This window comes from Hydrogenimonas thermophila (assembly GCF_900115615.1).
GTDB lineage: Bacteria > Campylobacterota > Campylobacteria > Campylobacterales > Hydrogenimonadaceae > Hydrogenimonas > Hydrogenimonas thermophila.
This window is the reverse complement of sequence record NZ_FOXB01000002.1, coordinates 114,362-134,600: the sequence shown is the minus strand read 5'-3', so window position 1 is coordinate 134,600 and position 20,239 is coordinate 114,362. Positions and strand designations below refer to the sequence as shown.

The window sequence follows — 20,239 nt, the reverse complement described above, 5'->3', positions numbered from 1 at the left end:
ATCCTCTCAGACCAGCTACGCGTCATAGCCTTGGTAGGCCATTACCCCACCAACTAGCTGATACGATACAGGCCAATCCCTTGGCGGAATAAACCATTTCCCTCTTCAACTTATGTCAAAGAGGAGTATGGGGTATTAGCAGTCGTTTCCAACTGTTATCCCCCTCCAAGGGGCATGTTACCTATACATTACTCACCCGTGCGCCACTTAGCTGACACTCATTTCAACCCGAAGGTATCTATGAGCCGTTCTCGTTCGACTTGCATGTGTTAGGCACGCCGCCAGCGTTCACTCTGAGCCAGGATCAAACTCTCCATAAATGAATTTGTTCGTCCTTGTCGACTAACTTGACTTTTTCAAAAAAAGTCACAAAAATTACTCGCTCAAAGGTTTTACTTATCTCTTACTTGGTTGTCAAAGATCTCGTCTGTCTTATTTCTCTTAAGACTCACTTACGATGTTTATCTCTTCCCTTCACTTAAGGGCCTCATCGTTTGTGGACGGGAATTATAGCAGACTCTTCATCTCGTGTCAAGAGTTTTTTGAAAAAATTTGAAAAAAATTTTGACTTTTTTATATTTTTTACTTTGCTTCCTATATTATATAATTCAGGTTTAAATTTTTAGAAAATTCTACACTAATAGAAAACTAAACTCTTTTACCCACTGTTTCCAGTTATCTGCTTTCTCAAGAAGCACCCCTTTATGCTGCAACTCTTTTACAATCATAACTGAAAACTCTTCAGGTACTTTCATTAAATAATTAAGAAGATGCTCTAGTGTCTCACGATTTGTCTTTGGTGTCACATATTGCATAATCATAGAAGCAAGAACATGTAAAGCATTTGGATCATCTGGAATAATTTCATCTTTTCCTTCTAATATATTATTAAGATCAGGCAAATCACCTGCAGCAGTACGCCAACTTAAAAACTCTGCTGCCAACTCTTCTCCTATGCTTCCAGAAATTAGAGGCATCAAAAGCTCAGGCTCTGGAGTTGACTTTAAAATTTTGTCTACATACTCCCAACTTCTTGGTGTAGCAAAACTTCTGTGAGAAGATTTGGCATCAAATGCAAACAAAGCATCTGGTCTAGCTCCTATAAAACCAATAATTGATGCATCAATTCCAGCATTAATGGCCCATCTTCTCCACTGCTCTGTGTCAATCTCCATCTCCAAATGAACAAAACGGTTAGCTAAAGGAGCAGGCATGCGGTAAACAACACCACGGTCACTTTCACGATTGCCTGCTGCAACAATTGCCCATCCATCAGGCAGATGATACTCACCTATACGCCGATCAAGGATAAGCTGATAAGCACTTGCCTGAACCATTGGAGCAGCTGTATTTAGTTCATCTAAAAACAGAATCCCCTTCTCTTCTTTACCGTCAGGCAAAAATGCTGGAGGTGCCCATATAGCTTGTCGGCTCTCTTGATCAAAAAAAGGAATTCCACGCAAATCTGTTGGATCAAGCAAAGATAGACGAAGATCAATAAAACCTATACACTTTTCTTGTGCAATCTGTCGGACAACAGATGATTTCCCTATTCCAGGAGGCCCCCACAAAAACAGAGGTACCTTTTCATCTACAAGATGGCTAAGAGCCGCTTTAGTTTCTTCTGGTCTCATATTACCACCCAATATTTTGTTTTATATATTCCCCAAACGCTTCGTTTCGTTTAAGGATGTTAGCCAAGTCGGCATCTGTTTGATAGCTTAGTAAAATCTCTATCGGTGTAGAAGGATTACTTGCTAAAGAGATTCTAATATCTTTATCTCTAATTTTTGAAAAATTTCTCAAATGAGTTTGTGGTGTTGAAGGATTTGCAGCCAGTGCAATATAGATATCTTTATCACGAATACGGGTTAACCGCTCTAAAAGTTTTGATGGAACTGAAGGGTTAGCAGCCAGTTTTCTCAATATTGACACATTTTTTGTTGCTTCAATTGCTTCATATGCATTCTCTAAAAGTGATGTGTTTGATGCTAAAGATGATATAAGTGTTTCATTACCTGAATTGATCAGCTTAATAGCAACTGTTTCATCTAAGTAAGGATTTGAACCTATTGCCTGTAAACTTTTCTCATCACCTTCCATTATTATAGTCTCTATCGTATCTAAGCTTAGAGGCTGACTTTGTAAAAATGCATTTTTAACTAATGCATTTGTACTATTTAAAAACTCACTATGTAGATTTTGTGAAAGATTTGGATTTCGTGCAAGTCCTTCATGAATCCAACACTCTTTTGATTTTACCAACTCATTCTGTCTTGCTTCAGGTAAATTTGGGTGCATTGCCACAAAACCCTGTTTACGCAAATCACCTGTTTGCCAGAAATGTTCAAGAAGTGATGCAGGAAGATGGGGATTTATCAATAGTGATTCGTGCAGAGTTCTTGGCATCCAAACATCTTGACTTCGCTGAGTAATCTCATAATCTGGAATTAGCACCATTGCTTCAAGTAGTTTTGCATTTTCACACTGTGCTGCTACTAAAAAAGGACCTACCGGGGAATACTGTATATTGTGGTTACGCTCTATATCTGGATAAAATCGTGCAACAATTGTTCCGGCAACATCCCTATTTTCATCAGTTTCAAAAGGAGCTTGACCTTCCCAGTCATAAAGTTTTAGGATATCGCAAAAAAGATCATCACTAATTGCACGATTGTGCAATAAATTAATTATTCGTTCACGGTTGGGAAAGAGTGTCAAACTTCCAAGTAGTGCATCAGGATCTATATAGCTGGCATAATACTTCTCTAACTCTTCAAGAGTAACAACAGGTATTCCAGCTTTCTCTCTTTCATCGCTGTAAGCCTCTTCATGAGGATTAATCAAACGTCCCAGTACAATTAATGCTATTGGTTCATCAGATTCATCTTTTGCTTTTTCTGCACCAACCTGATCAAGAAATAGTTCAATATCTTCTTCACTCATTGTTCGACTCTGGCCTAGAAAAAGAATCTTCTTGCCTTGCAAACTATCTACTATCTGTACTAAATCCATAATTTCTCCAATAATTCTAAAACTTTATGCACATTTCACAAATCATCCACTACACTTGGAAAAAGTTTTCCAAAAAAGGATAGATCTATGAACTATACAATAACACCTATTAGTGGACCTGGTTTTAGACCACCTGTTACAAAGCCAGACCCTGCATTTTTACAAGCAATTGGAGAAGAAGGAATGCGTGCTTTAGTAAGCCGCTTTTATGATCTGTTAGTACAAAGCGAAATTAAACATCTTTTTCCTACTACTCCAGAAGGTCTGGAAGAGGCTAAACGCAATAGTGCCGACTTCTTTATTCAAATATGTGGTGGATACCCATACTTCAATGAACGACGTGGCGCACCAATGATGGGTAAACGTCACCAACCATTTGCAATAGATGCTAAAGCACGTGTAATTTGGCTTGAAAATTTTGCACTGGCACTAGAACCTGTCGAAGCACCTGAAGAACTCAAACAGAGTTTCTGGAACTACCTCGACATTTTTTCAGCATGGATGATTAACCGCTAAAAAGGGTTAGCCATTTTATCTTCAAGCCACTTCTGCGCTCGTTTGCGTCCAAGCTTACGAGCGTAGTCTGAAGCACTCATTCCATTCTCATCAGAGGCATATAAATCGGCACCATGTTCTAATAGTAACTCCATCATTTCAATATAATCAAAACATGCTGCCAACATTAATGTTGTCATGCCACTTTTACGAGAAGTTTCAGCTGGATCAAGACCTCGTTCTATAAAAAGTTTTACTAGATCTATCCTATTTCTCTCAACTGCTTCATCTAAAAGACTTACACCCTCTTCTGTCTTCCAGCTAACATCTGCACCCTCATCTAACAAAAGCTCAATCATCTCTTTTGAAGCGCCATTTTTTATGGCAATAACCAAAAGAGGAATGTTGTCTTCATTCGTGACATTAATATCAGCACCATCAGCTAGCAGCCGTTTTGCCTGTAGAACCAAATCATTTTCTACGGCTTGGATTAGTTCAGTTTGTTTATTTACATTATTCATACTGTGATTATAACAATTTAATAGCTATAATATATAAAATGAAAGTATAAATTATTCACTTAAGGTATATATGTGCGGTTATACTAAATAGGAAAAGAAGTTATAATAATGAATTATATAGGTTCAAAGTTAAAATTATCTAAATGGATAAAAGAGCAAATAACTAATATAGTAGGTGATACTAACAATAAAGTTTTTTGTGATATTTTTGCAGGCACAGGAATTGTAGGAAGAGTTTTTAAAAAATATACAAAAAAAGTTATTGCAAACGATATAGAGTATTATTCATATGTTTTAAATAAAAATTATATAGAAAATCATGAGCCATTAACAAATGCAGAAGAATTAATAAATAAATTAAACTCCTGCAAAGGAGTTGAGGGATTTATTTATAAAAATTATTGTATGGGAAGTGGTAGTGGAAGGCAATATTTTAGTGATGACAATGGAAAAAAAATTGATGCAATCAGAATAAAAATAGAAAATTGGTATAACAAAAAGATAATTACAAATAATGAATATTTCTTTTTACTTGCTAGTTTACTAGAAAGTGCTGATAAAGTAGCAAATACTGCCTCAGTATATGGAGCTTTTTTAAAACATTTGAAAAAAAGTGCCCAAAAACCATTAATTTTAGAAGCTGCATATTTTGAAGTTAATGATAATGAACACGAAGTTTATAAAGAGGATGCAAATAGATTAATAAAACAGATTCAAGGAGACATTTTATATCTAGATCCACCTTACAATCATAGACAATATGGTGCTAATTACCACTTACTCAATACAATAGCAGAATACAAACCATTTATACCAAAAGGGAAAAGTGGACTTAGAGAATACTCTAAATCAAGCTACTGCAGAAAAAATAAAGTTTTACAAAGTTTTGAGGAACTCATTTCCAATGCAAATTTTGAGTTTATTTTTCTTAGTTATAATAATGAAGGATTGATGAAAGAAGAAGATATAGAAAATATAATGTCTAAATATGGAAAGTATAGCCTAGTTAAAAAAGAGTATCAAAGATATAAAGCTGATAACAATAGAAAATATAAAGATAATAAAACATTTGAATATTTGCATGTATTAGAAAAACTAAGGTGGTGACCCCGGCGCGATTCGAACGCGCGGCCTTCGGATTAGGAATCCGATGCTCTATCCAGCTGAGCTACGAGGTCTATTTAAGTATTAGTTTTGAAAAAAAGAAGGAAAGAAAGAGTTTAATGGTCGGGGAATTTTATCCCCGACTGATATAGAGTTTTAATTAACCGTTGCGCTTTTTGATAATTTCATCTGCAACGTTTTTAGGAACTTCTTCGTAATGGTCAAATTCCATTGCGTAAGTACCACGTCCCTGTGTGGCTGATCGTAAATCAGTAGAGTATCCGAACATCTCTGCAAGAGGTACGAATGCATTAACAATCTTGTTACCATGGCGATCTTCCATGCTGTTGATCTGTCCACGGCGGCGGTTCAAGTCACCGATAACATCACCCATATACTCTTCAGGAACTTCAACTTCAACTTTCATTACAGGCTCAAGAATTACAGGATTTGCTTTTTTAGCACCCTCTTTGAAACACATAGAACCTGCAAGTTTAAATGCCATTTCAGAAGAGTCGACATCATGGTAGCTACCATCATAAAGAGTAACTTTAACATCTTCAACAGGATACCCTGCAAGAATACCGTTTTGCATTGCTTCTTGAACACCTTTGTCGACTGCAGGGATGTATTCGCGAGGAACAACACCACCTTTAATAGCATCAACAAACTCATATCCGCTACCTGCTTCAACTGGTTCAATTTTCAAGAATACATGACCATACTGTCCTCGTCCACCAGACTGTTTAGCATATTTGTACTCTTGTTCAACAGCTGTTTTAATTGTTTCACGGTAAGCAACCTGTGGTTGTCCAACTTCTGCTTCAACTTTAAATTCACGCATCATACGGTCAACAATAATTTCTAGGTGCAGCTCACCCATACCTGAAATAATTGTCTGACCACTCTCTTCATCAGTGTGAACACGGAAGCTTGGGTCTTCTTCAGCAAGTTTCTGAAGAGCAATTGACATCTTCTCTTGGTCAGCTTTAGTTTTTGGCTCAACTGCAACAGAGATAACTGGGTCAGGGAACTCCATACGCTCAAGAACAACTTTTTCTTTCTCATCGCAAAGAGTATCACCAGTTAGAGTTGATTTTAGACCAACACATGCACCAATTTCACCAGCATAAAGCTCTTTAATCTCTTCACGTTTGTTAGAGTGCATCTTCAAGAGACGACCAATACGCTCTTTTTTACCTTTAGTTGAGTTATAAACATAGCTACCTGCTTCAATAATACCACGATAAACACGGATAAATGTCAACTGTCCAACGAATGGGTCAGTCATAATTTTGAATGCAAGTGCAGCGAATGGACCATTATCAGTTGATTTAACCTCAACTGGATTCCCATCCATATCTTCACCATGGATATTTTTAACTTCTGTTGGAGCTGGAAGATAGTCAACAACTGCATCAAGCATTGGCTGAACACCTTTATTCTTAAATGCTGTTCCGCACAGCATTGGTACCATTGACATATCTAATGTTGCTTGCTTGATACCTTTTTTAATCTCTTCTTCAGTCAGCTCTTCACCACCGAAGTATTTTTCCATCAACTCTTCACTAGTTTCAGCAACTGCTTCAATTAGCTTTTCTCGATACTCATTTGCTTTATCTACAAGATCAGCTGGAATGTCAGTTACTTCAAATTTCTGTCCGAAACCTTCATCTTCCCAGATGATAGCTTTCATAGTTACAAGGTCAACAACACCTTTAAAATCATCTTCTGCACCGATAGGAATCTGAATAGGCACAGCATTTGATTTTAAGCGCTCTTTGATTTGTCGCTCAACTTCAAAGAAGTCTGCACCAACACGGTCCATTTTGTTAACAAACGCCATACGAGGAACGCCATATTTGTTAGCTTGGCGCCAAACTGTCTCAGACTGAGGCTGAACACCACCGACCGCACAGAAAACTGCAACTGCTCCGTCAAGAACACGCATAGAACGTTCAACTTCGATTGTAAAGTCAACGTGACCTGGGGTGTCGATAATGTTAATCTGATGATTTTTCCAAAAACATGTTGTAGCAGCAGAAGTAATAGTAATTCCGCGCTCTTGCTCTTGTTCCATCCAGTCCATTGTAGCCGCACCTTCGTGCACCTCACCGATTTTATGAGAAAGTCCTGTATAGAACAAGATACGCTCTGTTGTAGTTGTTTTACCGGCATCAATGTGAGCAGCGATACCGATGTTTCTTACACGTTCAATAGGGGTTTTTCGTGCCATCGTTTTTTCCTTTTAGCATTGGTAAAATTTGGGGTGATTATAGCAAATTGCAGTTTAAAAAAGACCAAGCAGGCAATGCCTGCTTTGGTAGGGTAGACAAGTAAAGGTCTGAGTCGCTTACCATCGGTAGTGTGCGAACGCTTTGTTCGCCTCTGCCATTTTGTAGGTATCTTCTTTTTTCTTGTACGCAGCACCACGCTTTTCACTAGCTTCAATCAGCTCATTAGCAAGGCGTGCAGCCATTGTACGTTCATTTCGCTTACGTGCAGCGTCGATTATCCATCGGATCGCAAGTGCCTGTTGGCGAACCGGACGAACTTCGATCGGCACCTGATAAGTCGCTCCACCGACTCGTCGGCTTTTGACTTCCATCAGAGGTTTGACGTTTTCGATCGCTTCATCAAAAACTTCTATTCCTTTTTTGCCGGTTTTCTCTTCGGCGATCTTCAAAGCACTGTACATTACTGTTTCTGCAACGGACTTTTTACCATCCAGCATAATTCCGTTGATAAACTTGGTGACCACTTTAGAATTGTAAATTGGGTCAGGCATCACTTCACGAACTGGTGCTCGTCGTCTTCTCATTATATTTTCCTCTTATTATCTTAAATTATTTAGGGCGCTTTGCACCATACTTAGAGCGTGATACACGACGGTTTGCAACACCGGCAGTATCTAATGCACCGCGGACAATGTGGTACTTAACACCCGGAAGGTCTTTAACACGGCCGCCGCGGACTAGCACGATGCTGTGTTCTTGGAGGTTGTGTCCCTCACCAGGAATATAACTAATTACTTCAAAACCGCTTGTCAAACGAACTTTCGCAACTTTTCGAAGCGCTGAGTTTGGTTTTTTAGGTGTAGTTGTATAAACACGTGTACAAACGCCTCGTCGTTGTGGGCATTTGACAAGTGCCGGAGACTTAGATTTCTTGATGACCTTTTTGCGTTCTTTTCGAACCAATTGGTTAATGGTAGGCACTCAAATTCCTTTCTTGTTGATAGTATTCTCAAATTTGATGGCAAATAATAGCCAAACAAAGTTTATAGTTAACTTAAATTAAGCAATCTTTAATATTAAAGCATCTTCTTGTGCAGAAGAGGATGTATTTACTCCTCTTCTGACACCAACTTAATTTTGCTTTGTTTATATAATCCCGTACCAACTGGAATGAGTCGTCCAATGATGACATTCTCTTTCAAGTCATCCAGTGGGTCAATCTTCGCAGATATACTTGCTTCTGTTAGAACCTTTGTTGTATCCTGGAACGATGCCGCAGAGATAAAGCTATCAGAGCTAACTGCTGCACGGGTAATACCAACAAGTACAGGTTCTGCAATAGCAGGTTCACCACCGAGTCTGATTATGCGTTCATTCTCTTCTGCAAACTGTCGACGACTTACAAGGTCACCAGCAATAAACTTAGTGTTACCGCTGTCAACAATACGTACCTGGCGAAGCATCTGAGAATAGATAATCTCAATATGCTTATCGGCTATGTTAACCCCTTGTCGTCGGTAAACTTGCTGAATTTCACTAACCATATAGTAATGGAGTGCTTTCTCACCAAGAATTCTTAGAATATCGTGACTTGAAACAGTACCATCTGTCAGTTTTTCACCAGCATGTACAAACTCGCCGTTATGGACAAGAATCTGTCGGTTTTTATCTACAAGATACTCACTTGTCTGTCCATTTTCACCTTGGATAATAATGCGCTCTTTACCACGAAGCGGCTTTCCGAATGCAACAACTCCATCAATCTCTGCAATAAGTGCAGGATCTTTAGGTCGTCTTGCTTCAAATAGTTCACTAACTCGCGGAAGACCTCCGGTAATGTCACGAGATTTTGCAACTGCTTTTGGAGTTTTCGCAATAATATCAGCAATATGAACCTGCTCGCCATCTTGTACATATATTGCAGTTTTTGGCTCCATTGCGTATCTGATAATTTCACCACCTTCAGTAGCCAATACAATTGCAGGCTTGTATCCAGGTGGTGTATACTCATTGATTTCAAGACGAGTTTGACCTGTAATTTCATCAAACTGTTCACTAGCTGTAATGCCTGGAATAATATCTTCAAATGTAACAGTACCATTTGACTCAGCAATAATTGGGTCTGTATATGGGTCCCATTCAGCAATTATTGTATGCTCAGAGCTTACAGGTTCAGCGATAATAGTGTCAGCTGAAACCTTCTCATCATCACCAATCTTGATGATTGAGCCACGTGCAATATAGTGACGATTTGCTTCACGGCCTTCATCATCTGCAACTACTGCAAAAAGACCTTTTTCTTCAATCTTGTCACCCTCTTTTACGCCTTTATAACGCTCAAGATAGTCACCTTTAAGCTGGAAGTATTTAAGCGTACCATTCTCACCAGCTTTTATTGTCTGTGTTACTGGAGCTCCATCTTTAACACGCAACTCTGCTGCGTATGGAATACGGTTAGGAACATTCCATCCATCTTTAATTACTTCAACTATAGAATCATGCTCTTCAACTTTTGTTCCACTGCTATAAGGCAAGAAGAATTTACCTTCAATTTTACCGCTGACTCCTGCAAGTTCATTTGGTCTTGCAACATCACTTTTTCGAAGAGCATATCGTACTTTTTCATCTCCATTTTTAAGAGTTAGAATAACCTCTTCGTGAATTGTCTGAACTGTCAACTCACCACTAAAAGGAGCTTTGATTTTTGGTTCAACCAACAATATACCTGCATTACGTCGGTTAGCAACCAAAAGCTTACCTTCACGATTTGTATATGTCTTTAAGTTGTAATAACGGATAAAGCCCTCTTTGTTTGCAACAGCTTGACGTTCTGCTTTCTCACTAGATGCTGTACCACCGATGTGGAATGTTCGTAGTGTAAGCTGAGTTCCTGGTTCACCAATTGACTGAGCCGCAATAATACCGATTGCTTCTCCAACTTTAACCAGTTTACCCTCACCCATGTTAAGACCATAACATTTAGCACAAACGCCATTAGGTGCTTTACATGTAATTGGAGTACGAATAGTTACTGCACGTACACCTGCATCTTTGATTAACTGAGCTTTTTCATCATCAATCAAAGTACCTTCAGAGATAAGAATCTCATTACTGATAGGGTCAATTACATCATCAGCAAGTACACGACCATGAACACGATCTTCTAATGGCTCAATCATTTCAGAACCGATAGAGATATCTGTGATCTCAACACCTTCGTGAGTACCACAATCTTCCATTGTAACTTTAACGTTTTGAGCAACGTCAATAAGCTTACGTGTAAGGTAACCTGCGTTTGCCGTCTTAAGTGCGGTATCTGCAAGACCTTTACGAGCACCGTGTGTAGAAATAAAGTACTCAAGAACGTTTAGACCCTCTTTAAAGTTTGAAACGATTGGTGTCTCAATAATAGATCCGTCTGGTTTAGCCATAAGACCACGCATACCTGCAAGCTGACGAATCTGTGCAGCAGAACCCCTAGCTCCAGAATCAGCCATCATATAAATAGAGTTGAATCCCTCTTTATCTTCTCGGATTAACTTCATCATCTCTTCAGCAACAGCATTGTTTGTATCTGTCCAAACATCGACAATCTTGTTGTAACGCTCCTGCTCTGTCAAAAGACCTGCACTGTACTGCTGCTGAATTTCACGAACACGCTTCTTAGCTTCATCAACAAGCTTATACTTTGCATCAGGAATACGAATGTCATCAGCAGAAATTGATATACCTGCCATTGTTGCATACTTGAAACCAAGATCTTTAAGGTTATCAAGAAACTCTGCTGTGATTTCAAGACCGCCATATTTGTATACATGGTCAATCAATGCACCAATATCTTTCTTCTTCATTACCTTGTTCCACATATTTTCAGGAACAAAGTCAGGCAGAATAGATTTGATGATCAAACGTCCGGCTGTTGTGTAAACAACTCTGCCGTCAACCATTGTACGAACACGTGCATTAATATCTAGATGCTCACCATCAAGAGCAGTTAAAACCTCTTTAACATTTGCAAAAAGCTTGTTAGAGCCTTTAACATCTTTGCGCTCAAGTGACAAGTAGTAAAGTCCCAAGACCATATCCTGGCTAGGTACAGTAATAGCCTTACCACTTGCTGGAAGAAGAATGTTCATTGAACTGAGCATCAATAGTTTACACTCAGCAATAGCTTCTTGACCAAGTGGTACGTGAACTGCCATTTGGTCACCGTCAAAGTCAGCGTTGAATGCCGCACAAACCAATGGATGAAGCTGAATCGCTTTACCATCTATCAAAACAGGGTGGAATGCCTGAATAGACAGTTTATGCAGTGTAGGAGCACGGTTGAGCATTACCGGATACTCATCAACAATCTCTTGCAGACACTCCCAAACTTCATTGCTCTTTTGCTCAATCATATTTTTGGCAGCTTTTAGAGTTGTTGCATAACCCTTCTCTTCAAGCTTAGCCAAAAGATGCGGCTTAAAGAGTTCAAGTGCCATATTTTTAGGTAATCCGCACTGATCCATTCTAAGGTTTGGACCAACAACAATAACAGAACGACCTGAGAAGTCAACACGTTTACCAAGAAGGTTTTGTCTAAAACGTCCCTGCTTACCTTTAATAACTTCACTTAAAGATTTAAGAGGGCGTTTATTAGCACCTTTTACAGCATTACCGCGACGACCATTGTCAAAAAGTGCATCAACAGACTCTTGAAGCATTCGCTTTTCGTTGCGGATAATAATCTCAGGCGCATCAAGCTCCATCAACCGCTTAAGACGCTGGTTACGGTTGATAACACGTCGATACAAATCGTTGACATCAGAAACAGCAAATTTACCACCATCAAGAGCAACTAATGGGCGCAAATCTGGTGGAAGTACCGGAAGTACATCCAACATCATCCATTCTGGTCTGTTGTTAGAGTTCAAAAATGACTCTATAACTTTTAGTCTTTTAACAAATGTTTTTCGTTTTGCTTCAGAACCAGTTTTTTCAACCTCTTCTTTTAATGTATGGAAAAGCTCAGCAAGATCTAAGTCAGCAAGCAGTCTCTTAATTACCTCGCCACCCATCTCAGCATGAAAACCGCTATCACCAAAGCGCTGTATAAGTGATTGGTACTGCTCTTCATTTAAAATATCATATTTCTGAACAGGTGATTTACCTTCATTGTCATAAGTTGCATCACCTGGGTTTTCAACAATGTAAGCTTCATAATAGAGTACGCGCTCTAAATCCTTCATTTTAACACCAAGCAGTGTACCAATACGGCTTGGCAATGAGTTAACATACCAAATATGAGCGACAGGTGTTACTAGGTCAATATGCCCCATGCGATATCGGCGTACTTTAGATGTAGTTACTTCAACACCACACTTTTCACATACGACACCTTTGTATCGCATCTTTTTGTATTTTCCGCAAAGACACTCATAATCACGGACCGGTCCAAAAATTTTCGCACAAAAGAGACCGTCACGCTCTGGCTTGAGCGTTCGGTAGTTGATTGTTTCAGGCTTTTTAACTTCGCCGTAGCTCCATGAGAGGATCTTTTCCGGACTTGCAAGTCTAAGCTGAATAGCCTTAATGTCTTTTGGGCGATTATCTTCAGTTACTTCAATTGGTACCAGTTTCTTCATTATCTTCTTCCTCATCTAAAAGCTCTACATCAAGTGCGAGTGCCTGTAGCTCTTTTCCAAGAACAAACAGGGTTTCAGGGATACCTGCTGGCGGAACTTTTTCACCGCGCGTCAATGCTTTATATGCTCGAACACGTCCATCAACATCATCTGATTTGATAGTCAACATCTCTTTTAGAACGTTTGCAGCACCATATGCTTCAAGTGCCCAAACTTCCATCTCTCCAAATCTCTGACCACCAAAGAGTGCTTTACCACCAACCGGCTGCTGTGTAACAAGACTGTATGGTCCAGTTGAACGTGCGTGCATCTTTTCATCTACAAGGTGGTGTAGTTTAAGGATATACATATATCCAACATTTACACGCTCTTTCATACGCTCTCCGGTTTTACCATCATAAAGCACACACTTACCGTCACTGTCAATTTTTGCCATTTCAAACAGTTTTGCAAACTCTTCTGCATCAACTGACTCAAATACAGGAGTCGCAAAACGAACACCTTTTGACCAGTCACGCGCATACTTAATGAGCTCTTCATCACTCATCTTTTCAAGAGTCTCTTTAGCATTCATCAGTTTTGCAACGCTTGCAATCTCTGTCATTTTTGCACGTAACTGCTGAACAAAGTCTTCTCTCTTCTCATCAAAGATAGCTTGAATTTGCTGACCTAGACGCTTACCGACAAGACCTAAGTGAACTTCCAAAATCTGTCCAATGTTCATACGAGAAGGAACGCCCAGTGGGTTCAAGATTATCTCAACAGGAGTTCCATCCTCAAGATATGGCATATCCATTTCAGGAACAATATTAGAGACAATACCTTTGTTACCGTGACGACCTGCCATCTTGTCACCAACTTTAAGCTTACGCTTAGTTGCAATATAGACTTTTACAAGTTTTGTAACACCATTTGGAAGAATGTCATCTTTTTCAAGAATATTTAACTTCTCTTCATGCTCTTCACGAAGCTTTCGCTTCTCTTTTTGGAAATGGTTTTTCAGTGCTTCATACTGATTGCGAATATCTTCATTGAAGTGTTTGGCAATAGCATTAAGTGCAAATCGGTTAACACCTTCAAGCACAGATCTATCTATCTTCTCACCTGCTTTAAAAGTTTTACCATTTACTTCAACATCACTTTCTAGCTCTGCATTAGAAAGGAAAGCATAGATTCTAAGCATCTCTTCACGGTCAACCATTAACAGTTTGTCATGATGTTCTCTGTCAAGTTCAGCTTTTTCCTCTTCATAAGCACGAATTGCACGCTGATCTTTTTCATAACCTTTTTTAGTAAATATTTTAACATCAATAACAATACCTTCCATTGATGGAGGGCAGTAGAGTGATTTGTTTACAACGTGACCAGCTTTTTCGCCAAAAATTGCACGTAAAAGGCGCTCTTCAGGAGTTGGTTTTACCTCGCCTTTTGGTGAAACTTTACCAACCATTATCATACCAGGCTTGATATAAGTACCAATCTTGACAATTCCGCTTTCATCAAGATGACTTAAATCTTCCTCACGAACATTTGGAATGTCACGTGTAATCTCTTCAACACCATGTTTAAGTTCACGTGCTTCGATCTCTTTTTCATAAATGTGGACAGATGTAAATGTATCTTCTCTAATCAATTTTTCGCTAACAACAATCGCATCCTCGAAATTGTAACCATTCCAAGGCATAAAGGCAACCATAATGTTTTTACCAATTGCCAACTCACCCTGATCCATATTTGGTCCATCTGCAATTACCTGTCCAGCCTCTACACGATCACCCTTTTTGACAATAGGAACCTGTGTAAAAGTTGTATTTTGGTTAGTTCTCATATTCTTTTGAAGAGAGTAGTGATCAATAAATGCACCATTTTCATCTTCACCAAGAATATAGATATTTTTTGCATCTACTTTTTCAACAATACCAGCTCGTTTTGCCTTAATGCTTACCCAAGCATCACGAGCAATAAGTTTTTCAACACCAGTTCCTACTACAGGAGCATCTGGAATTAAAAGAGGTACACCCTGACGCTGCATGTTTGATCCCATTAGTGCACGGTTTGCATCGTCATGCTCAAGGAATGGAATAAGACTTGCAGCAACACCGACAACCATTAGAGGGTTTAGATCAATATAGTCAACCTCTTTTCTATCAACTAGTAAAATTTCACCATCACGACGTGCTTCTATAAGATCTTCAACAATTTTACCATCTTCATCAAGCTCTGTACTTGCAGATGCTATAGTAAGACCTTCTTCCTGAGTTGCTGTCATATAGACAACTTCATTAGTTACTTTACCATCAACAACTTTTTTGTATGGAGCTTCTATGAATCCAAGGTCATTTACTTTTGCGTAAGATGCAAGGGTATTGATAAGACCAATGTTTTGACCTTCTGGCGTTTCAATAGGACATATACGTCCATAATGGGTTGGGTGAACGTCACGAACTTCAAAGCCTGCACGCTCTTTTACAAGACCACCTTCACCTAGTGCAGATAGTCTACGTTTATGAGTAACTTCTGAAAGTGGATTTGTCTGATCCATAAATTGGCTCAATTGACCACTAGTGAAGAACTCTAAAATTGTATTTGTAATCATTTTAGAGTTGATCAAGTCATGAGGCATCAACTCATCAAGATTTCCACTCATCGTGCTCATTTTGTCACGAATCGCTTTTTGCATCTTAATTAGACCTGTTTGCAACTCATTTCCAAGAAGTTCACCAATTGCACGAATACGTCTGTTACCCAAGTGGTCACGGTCATCTATATGTCCCTGTCCATTTTTAACACGAATAAGATATTGAACAGTTTTGATGATATCTTCATCTGTCATAACTGTAACATACTCAGGCACTTCAACGCCAAGCTTATGATTCATCTTCATACGACCAACACGAGTCAAGTCGTATCTTTCAGGATCAAAGAATAGCTGTTTTACAAAAGCTTTGGCTGCCTCTTTTGTTACAGGCTCTCCAGGACGCATAACTTTGTAGATGCGTATTGCAGAAAGATCGTTTTCATCCTCAATTTGCTCTGTCTGCTTAAGAAGTTTCAAACTCTCTTGATCTGCATTGAAAGCATTGATAACTGACTGGTCGACACCATTTGCCAAGTCATCAGCAATTACAAATCTCTCAATACCGTTATCTATAATTTTCTTTAACTTGTTTTCATCTAACTGTGTTAATGTATCTAGAAGAACCTCTCCACTCTCTTGATCAATTATTGGTTCAGCAAGATGACGTTCAATAAGAATGTCAACCGGGTATTCAACCCACTCCAAACCTTCTTCAACCAATTTTTTTGCACGTTTTGCAGATAGACGTTTTCCTGCAGCAATGATTAGATTGCCATCTTCATCTTTAACATCATACTCTAAGCGTCCAGAGAAGTTTTCAGGTTTGAAAGGCATTAAAAACTTGCTGTTTTTAATGCGTATTTCCATTAAAGGATAGAAGAGTTTTAAAATATCTTGCTTAGAGTAACCTAAAGCTCTAAAAAGAATTGTAACAGGGATTTTTCTACGTTTATTGATACGTACATACAAAATATCTTTTGCATCGTATTCAAAGTAGAGCCAAGAACCACGGTCAGGTATTATTTGTGCAGTATAAAGAAGTTTATTTGTGCCTGTAGCAGCCTCTTCTTCTTTAAATATAACACCAGGGCTTCTATGAAGCTGGTTTACAACAACGCGTTCTACGCCGTTGATGATAAATGAAGTTCGATCGGTCATAAGTGGAATATCTCGAACAAATATAGATTGCTCTTTGATATCTTTGACACCGGTTTTCTCACCTGTCTTATCATTACGTTCCCACAAAGTGAGGCGTATTTTCATTTTTAGAGAAACAGCATAAGTCAGACCACGTTCCATACATTCACGTACAGTATACTTTGGACTGCTTATTTCACTTCCAACATATTCAAGTGTTAGTCGGTTCTGTGGGTCGTGAATTGGGAAGATAGATCGGAAAACATGTTCGATTCCACTATTGGATCGATCTTTTTCATTGATCATCAAAAAGTTGTCATAACTGCTTTGTTGAAGTTGCAAGAGGTTGGGAACATCAATCTCTTGTGGAGTTTTAGCAAAATCAACACGTAAGCGGTTTCCTGATTTAAGATTGTTAAGCATGGGCTAAGACCTCATTCAGTAGTGTGTTGCATAGGAAGTACCAGAATCTGATACGATAAGTAAGCGTAAAGCTAATAGTGTAGTGTAAAACAGATAAAGGGAAGATATTATCTTCCCTTTATTTAAGAGATTTAAATTTTTATTTAATTTCGACAGTTGCGCCAGCTTCTTCGAATTTAGCTTTAAGCTCTTCAGCCTCTTCTTTGCTAACAGCTTCTTTAATAGTTGTTGGAGCTCCGTCAACTGCTTCTTTAGCCTCTTTAAGACCAAGACCAGTAACTTCACGAACAACTTTAATAACATTAATCTTCTTAGCACCAGGACTTGTAAGAATTACATCAAATTCAGTTTGCTCTTCAGCAGCTCCGCCAGCATCTCCACCAGCAGCACCAGCTACAACCATAGGAGTTGCAGAAACACCAAATCTTTCTTCAAACTCTTTAACAAGTTCGTTTAGTTCAAGAACAGACAAACCTTCAATATATTCAAACAATTCTTCTTTAGTAATTGCCATTTTTATCTCCTATTAGGAATATTTTATACAGATAACTTTATGCTACCATTTTCAGGCTGCAATTATTAAGCAGCCTCTTCTTCTTTTTTCTTTGCCAAATTGTCGAGTCCGCAAACCATATTGCGAAGTGGAGCTGTCCAAACAGACAGAAGCATTCCGAGCAACTCTTCGCGACCTGCAAGTTTGCTGTACTCGATGATTTTTGCTGCATCAACTGGCTCTTTTTCAATAACACCGCCTTTAATGACAAACTTGTCATTCTCTTTAGCGTATTTAGCGACAGCTTTTGCAGTAGCAATAGGATCTTCACCCCATATTGCCATATTAGTTTCGCGTAGTTCAACACCCTCAATTCCAGCATTTTTGAATGCAATTTCTGCAAGTGTGTTTTTAACTACACGTGCACCGAGTCCAGCTTCGAATCCGATCTTACGGAAGCCTTCCATCTCTTTAACTGACATACCTTTAAAGTCACAGATAACAACACAGTTGGCTTCATTAAATGCATCGGAAAGCTCTTTAACAAGCTGTTCTTTTTCACTTCGGGTCATTTTTCCTCCTTTCCGACTGAGACTTCAAGAAGGGCGGCACATAGCCGATTAAGCGTATAGCCCCTAACTATCTCTAGTCTAAGATAAAGCACAAACTGTGCTTATTTAATTTCCATTAATTGATTTGTATCAAGTTTTACAGATGGACTCATTGTAAGAGAAAGAGTACCATTTTGAATATATCTACCTTTAGCAGATGCAGGCTTTTGTTTATTGATAGCTGAAACAAATGCTTTTAGGTTTTCTACAAGCTTATCAGCATCAAAACTTGCTTTACCGATACCAGCGTGGATGTTTCCTTTTTTATCAACACGGAAGTTAACCTGTCCACCTTTTGCATTTTTAACAGCTTGAGCTACATCCATTGTAACTGTACCAGTTTTTGGGTTAGGCATTAATCCTTTTGGTCCAAGGATTCGTCCAATCTTACCAACTTGGCCCATCATGTCAGGAGTTGCAATTACAATATCAAAGTCAATATTTCCACCTTGAATTTGTTCAACAAGGTCTTCAGCACCAACAACATCAGCACCTGCCTCTTTAGCTTCGTCAGCTTTTGCACCTTTTGCAAAAACTGCAACTCTTACATTTTTACCAGTACCGTGAGGCAATACAACAGCACCACGAACCATTTGATCAGCATGTCGTGGATCAACGTTAAGTCGTAGAGCCAATTCAACAGTCTCATCAAATTTTGCCGATTTTAAATCTTTTGCAAGTGCAGTTGCTTCTTCAATAGAATAAGTTTTTTTAGTATCAATTTTTTCGAGTAACTGTTGTACTCTTTTAGAAAGTTTTTTAGCCATATTAATTCTCCGCAAATTTTTTGCTACCGCATCTTTTAGATCTTGCGGTAAAGATCAATTAGTCGACTATCTCGACACCCATACTTCGGCAGCTTCCTTCAATAATTTTAGCTGCTGCCTCTTCACTATGAGCATTTAAATCATCCATTTTTGTTTTCACAATATTCATGATTTGCTCTTTAGTGATCTTGCCAACTTTGTTTTTCAATGGATTATCACTTCCCTTTTGCAAACCAATCTCTTTTTTAATAAGGTCAGTTACAGGTGGTTTTTTAGTGATAAATGTAAAACTTCTGTCTGAGTAAACAGTAATTACTACTGGTATGTTATATCCCATCATATCTTTTGTTTTCTCATTGAAAGCTTTACAAAACTCCATAATATTAACACCACGTTGCCCTAGTGCTGGACCTACCGGAGGAGACGGATTAGCCTTCCCGGCAGGAATTTGCAATTTAAATTCATCAACAACTTTTTTAGCCATTGCGTTTCCCTTCTGTTAAGTTTAGATTATCTTTTCTACTTGTGAGTATAAAATCTCTACAGGTGTGCTTCTTCCAAAAATGGATACATTTAGTTTAAGTTTGCCATGTTCAAGGTCATACTCTTCGACCATACCAGTAAAGTTTGCAAAAGGTCCGTCCACAATCCTTACCATTTCACCTGTTTCAAAAGATATTTTTGGTTTTGGTGCAGCTCTGTTTTGAACTTTATCTAAAATATTTTGTACATCACTTTCATTTAAAGGTGTTGGTTTTTTTGATTCACCAATGAATCGTGAAACACGAGGTAATGATTGAATCTTTTGCCATAAATCTGTATCTAAATCCATTTTTGCAAAAGCATAGCCTGGATATAAAGATCTTTCAGTTATCTTTTTTTTACCATTTTTTACTTCAATTACATCTTCGGTAGGAACGACTATCTCTTCTATGCGATCTTGCAATCCAAGTTGCTCAGCCATAGCTTCAATAGCTCTTTTAACGCTCTGCTCGCTTCCTGCATATGTTTGTATAGCGTACCATTTTGCTGCCATATAAAATCCCCTTAAATTAGTGCAGAAAGTGATGCAGACATTATTAGATCGATCAATGCTAAAAAGAGTGAAACGACCGATACTACAAGAAATACTGCAAAGAAAGCCTGTCTAACCTGCATTTTGGTTGGAAAAATTACTTTTGATAGTTCTATTTTTGACAGGTTAATATAATTAATCATTTTTTCCATGATT

Annotated in this window: 15 protein-coding genes, 1 tRNA gene, 1 rRNA gene and 1 pseudogene; 2 read left to right on the top strand and 16 right to left on the bottom strand. The window is 38.5% G+C overall.

The features are described from left to right. The 3 genes from BM227_RS01365 to BM227_RS01355 all read right to left on the bottom strand — a co-directional run. A 16S ribosomal RNA gene (locus tag BM227_RS01365) occupies nucleotides 1-320 on the bottom strand; the annotation flags it as partial. Nucleotides 321-632: 312 nt separating this feature from the next. Further along, nucleotides 633-1,634 (bottom strand): ATP-binding protein, encoded by a 1,002-nt coding sequence (locus BM227_RS01360; protein ID WP_092910293.1) that lies wholly within the window; start codon nucleotides 1,632-1,634, stop codon nucleotides 633-635. A gap of 1 nt (nucleotide 1,635) precedes the next feature. After that, complete coding sequence (locus BM227_RS01355) at nucleotides 1,636-3,015, bottom strand: hypothetical protein (RefSeq protein ID WP_092910291.1); 1,380 nt, start codon at nucleotides 3,013-3,015, stop codon at nucleotides 1,636-1,638. Nucleotides 3,016-3,102: 87 nt separating this feature from the next. On the opposite strand from BM227_RS01355, the gene BM227_RS01350 reads away from it, so the two are divergent. Beyond that, a complete protein-coding gene (locus BM227_RS01350; protein ID WP_092910288.1) occupies nucleotides 3,103-3,531 on the top strand; it encodes a globin domain-containing protein in 429 nt (142 codons plus the stop codon). Here BM227_RS01350 and BM227_RS01345 read toward each other — a convergent pair. After that, nucleotides 3,528-4,034 (bottom strand): annotated as a pseudogene (locus BM227_RS01345) (ankyrin repeat domain-containing protein); the annotation flags it as partial. The gene BM227_RS01350 and the pseudogene BM227_RS01345 overlap by 4 nt on opposite strands. 105 nt (nucleotides 4,035-4,139) lie before the next feature. Here BM227_RS01345 and BM227_RS01340 point away from each other — a divergent pair. Further along, nucleotides 4,140-5,138: a DNA adenine methylase gene (locus BM227_RS01340; protein WP_092910283.1), complete on the top strand. Its 999-nt coding sequence runs from the start codon at nucleotides 4,140-4,142 to the stop codon at nucleotides 5,136-5,138. Here BM227_RS01340 and BM227_RS01335 read toward each other — a convergent pair. The 12 genes from BM227_RS01335 to secE form a co-directional block, all read right to left on the bottom strand. Continuing rightward, nucleotides 5,133-5,209 (bottom strand) — tRNA-Arg (locus BM227_RS01335). The two genes, BM227_RS01340 and BM227_RS01335, sit on opposite strands and share 6 nt — an antisense overlap. Before the next feature lie 86 nt (nucleotides 5,210-5,295). Then, the gene (fusA, locus tag BM227_RS01330; protein WP_092910280.1) at nucleotides 5,296-7,371 is read right to left on the bottom strand and encodes an elongation factor G; all 2,076 of its coding nucleotides are present in this window, start codon (nucleotides 7,369-7,371) and stop codon (nucleotides 5,296-5,298) included. A gap of 117 nt (nucleotides 7,372-7,488) precedes the next feature. Continuing rightward, nucleotides 7,489-7,956: a 30S ribosomal protein S7 gene (gene rpsG, locus BM227_RS01325; protein WP_092910277.1), complete on the bottom strand. Its 468-nt coding sequence runs from the start codon at nucleotides 7,954-7,956 to the stop codon at nucleotides 7,489-7,491. A 25-nt stretch (nucleotides 7,957-7,981) separates the two neighbouring features. Continuing rightward, nucleotides 7,982-8,353 carry a 30S ribosomal protein S12 gene (rpsL, locus tag BM227_RS01320; protein ID WP_092910275.1) on the bottom strand — a complete coding sequence of 124 codons (372 nt, stop codon included), beginning with the start codon at nucleotides 8,351-8,353 and terminating at the stop codon, nucleotides 7,982-7,984. Nucleotides 8,354-8,481: 128 nt separating this feature from the next. Beyond that, on the bottom strand, nucleotides 8,482-12,999 hold the full coding sequence (gene rpoC, locus BM227_RS01315) for a DNA-directed RNA polymerase subunit beta' (protein ID WP_092910273.1): 4,518 nt from the start codon (nucleotides 12,997-12,999) through the stop codon (nucleotides 8,482-8,484). Then, entirely contained in the window at nucleotides 12,977-17,137 is a 4,161-nt protein-coding gene (gene rpoB, locus BM227_RS01310; RefSeq protein WP_092910270.1) for a DNA-directed RNA polymerase subunit beta, read from the bottom strand. Before rpoB ends, rpoC begins: the two co-directional genes overlap by 23 nt. A gap of 139 nt (nucleotides 17,138-17,276) precedes the next feature. Continuing rightward, nucleotides 17,277-17,651: a 50S ribosomal protein L7/L12 gene (gene rplL / locus BM227_RS01305; protein ID WP_092910268.1), complete on the bottom strand. Its 375-nt coding sequence runs from the start codon at nucleotides 17,649-17,651 to the stop codon at nucleotides 17,277-17,279. 65 nt (nucleotides 17,652-17,716) lie between these two features. After that, entirely contained in the window at nucleotides 17,717-18,202 is a 486-nt protein-coding gene (gene rplJ, locus BM227_RS01300; RefSeq protein ID WP_092910266.1) for a 50S ribosomal protein L10, read from the bottom strand. Between the two features lie 101 nt (nucleotides 18,203-18,303). Continuing rightward, entirely contained in the window at nucleotides 18,304-19,008 is a 705-nt protein-coding gene (gene rplA, locus BM227_RS01295; RefSeq protein WP_092910263.1) for a 50S ribosomal protein L1, read from the bottom strand. Between the two features lie 58 nt (nucleotides 19,009-19,066). After that, nucleotides 19,067-19,492: a 50S ribosomal protein L11 gene (rplK, locus tag BM227_RS01290; RefSeq protein ID WP_092910259.1), complete on the bottom strand. Its 426-nt coding sequence runs from the start codon at nucleotides 19,490-19,492 to the stop codon at nucleotides 19,067-19,069. Nucleotides 19,493-19,513: 21 nt separating this feature from the next. Beyond that, entirely contained in the window at nucleotides 19,514-20,044 is a 531-nt protein-coding gene (gene nusG / locus BM227_RS01285) for a transcription termination/antitermination protein NusG (protein ID WP_092910256.1), read from the bottom strand. 11 nt (nucleotides 20,045-20,055) lie between these two features. Continuing rightward, complete coding sequence (gene secE / locus BM227_RS01280; protein WP_092910253.1) at nucleotides 20,056-20,235, bottom strand: preprotein translocase subunit SecE; 180 nt, start codon at nucleotides 20,233-20,235, stop codon at nucleotides 20,056-20,058. Nucleotides 20,236-20,239: the final 4 nt, after the last annotated feature.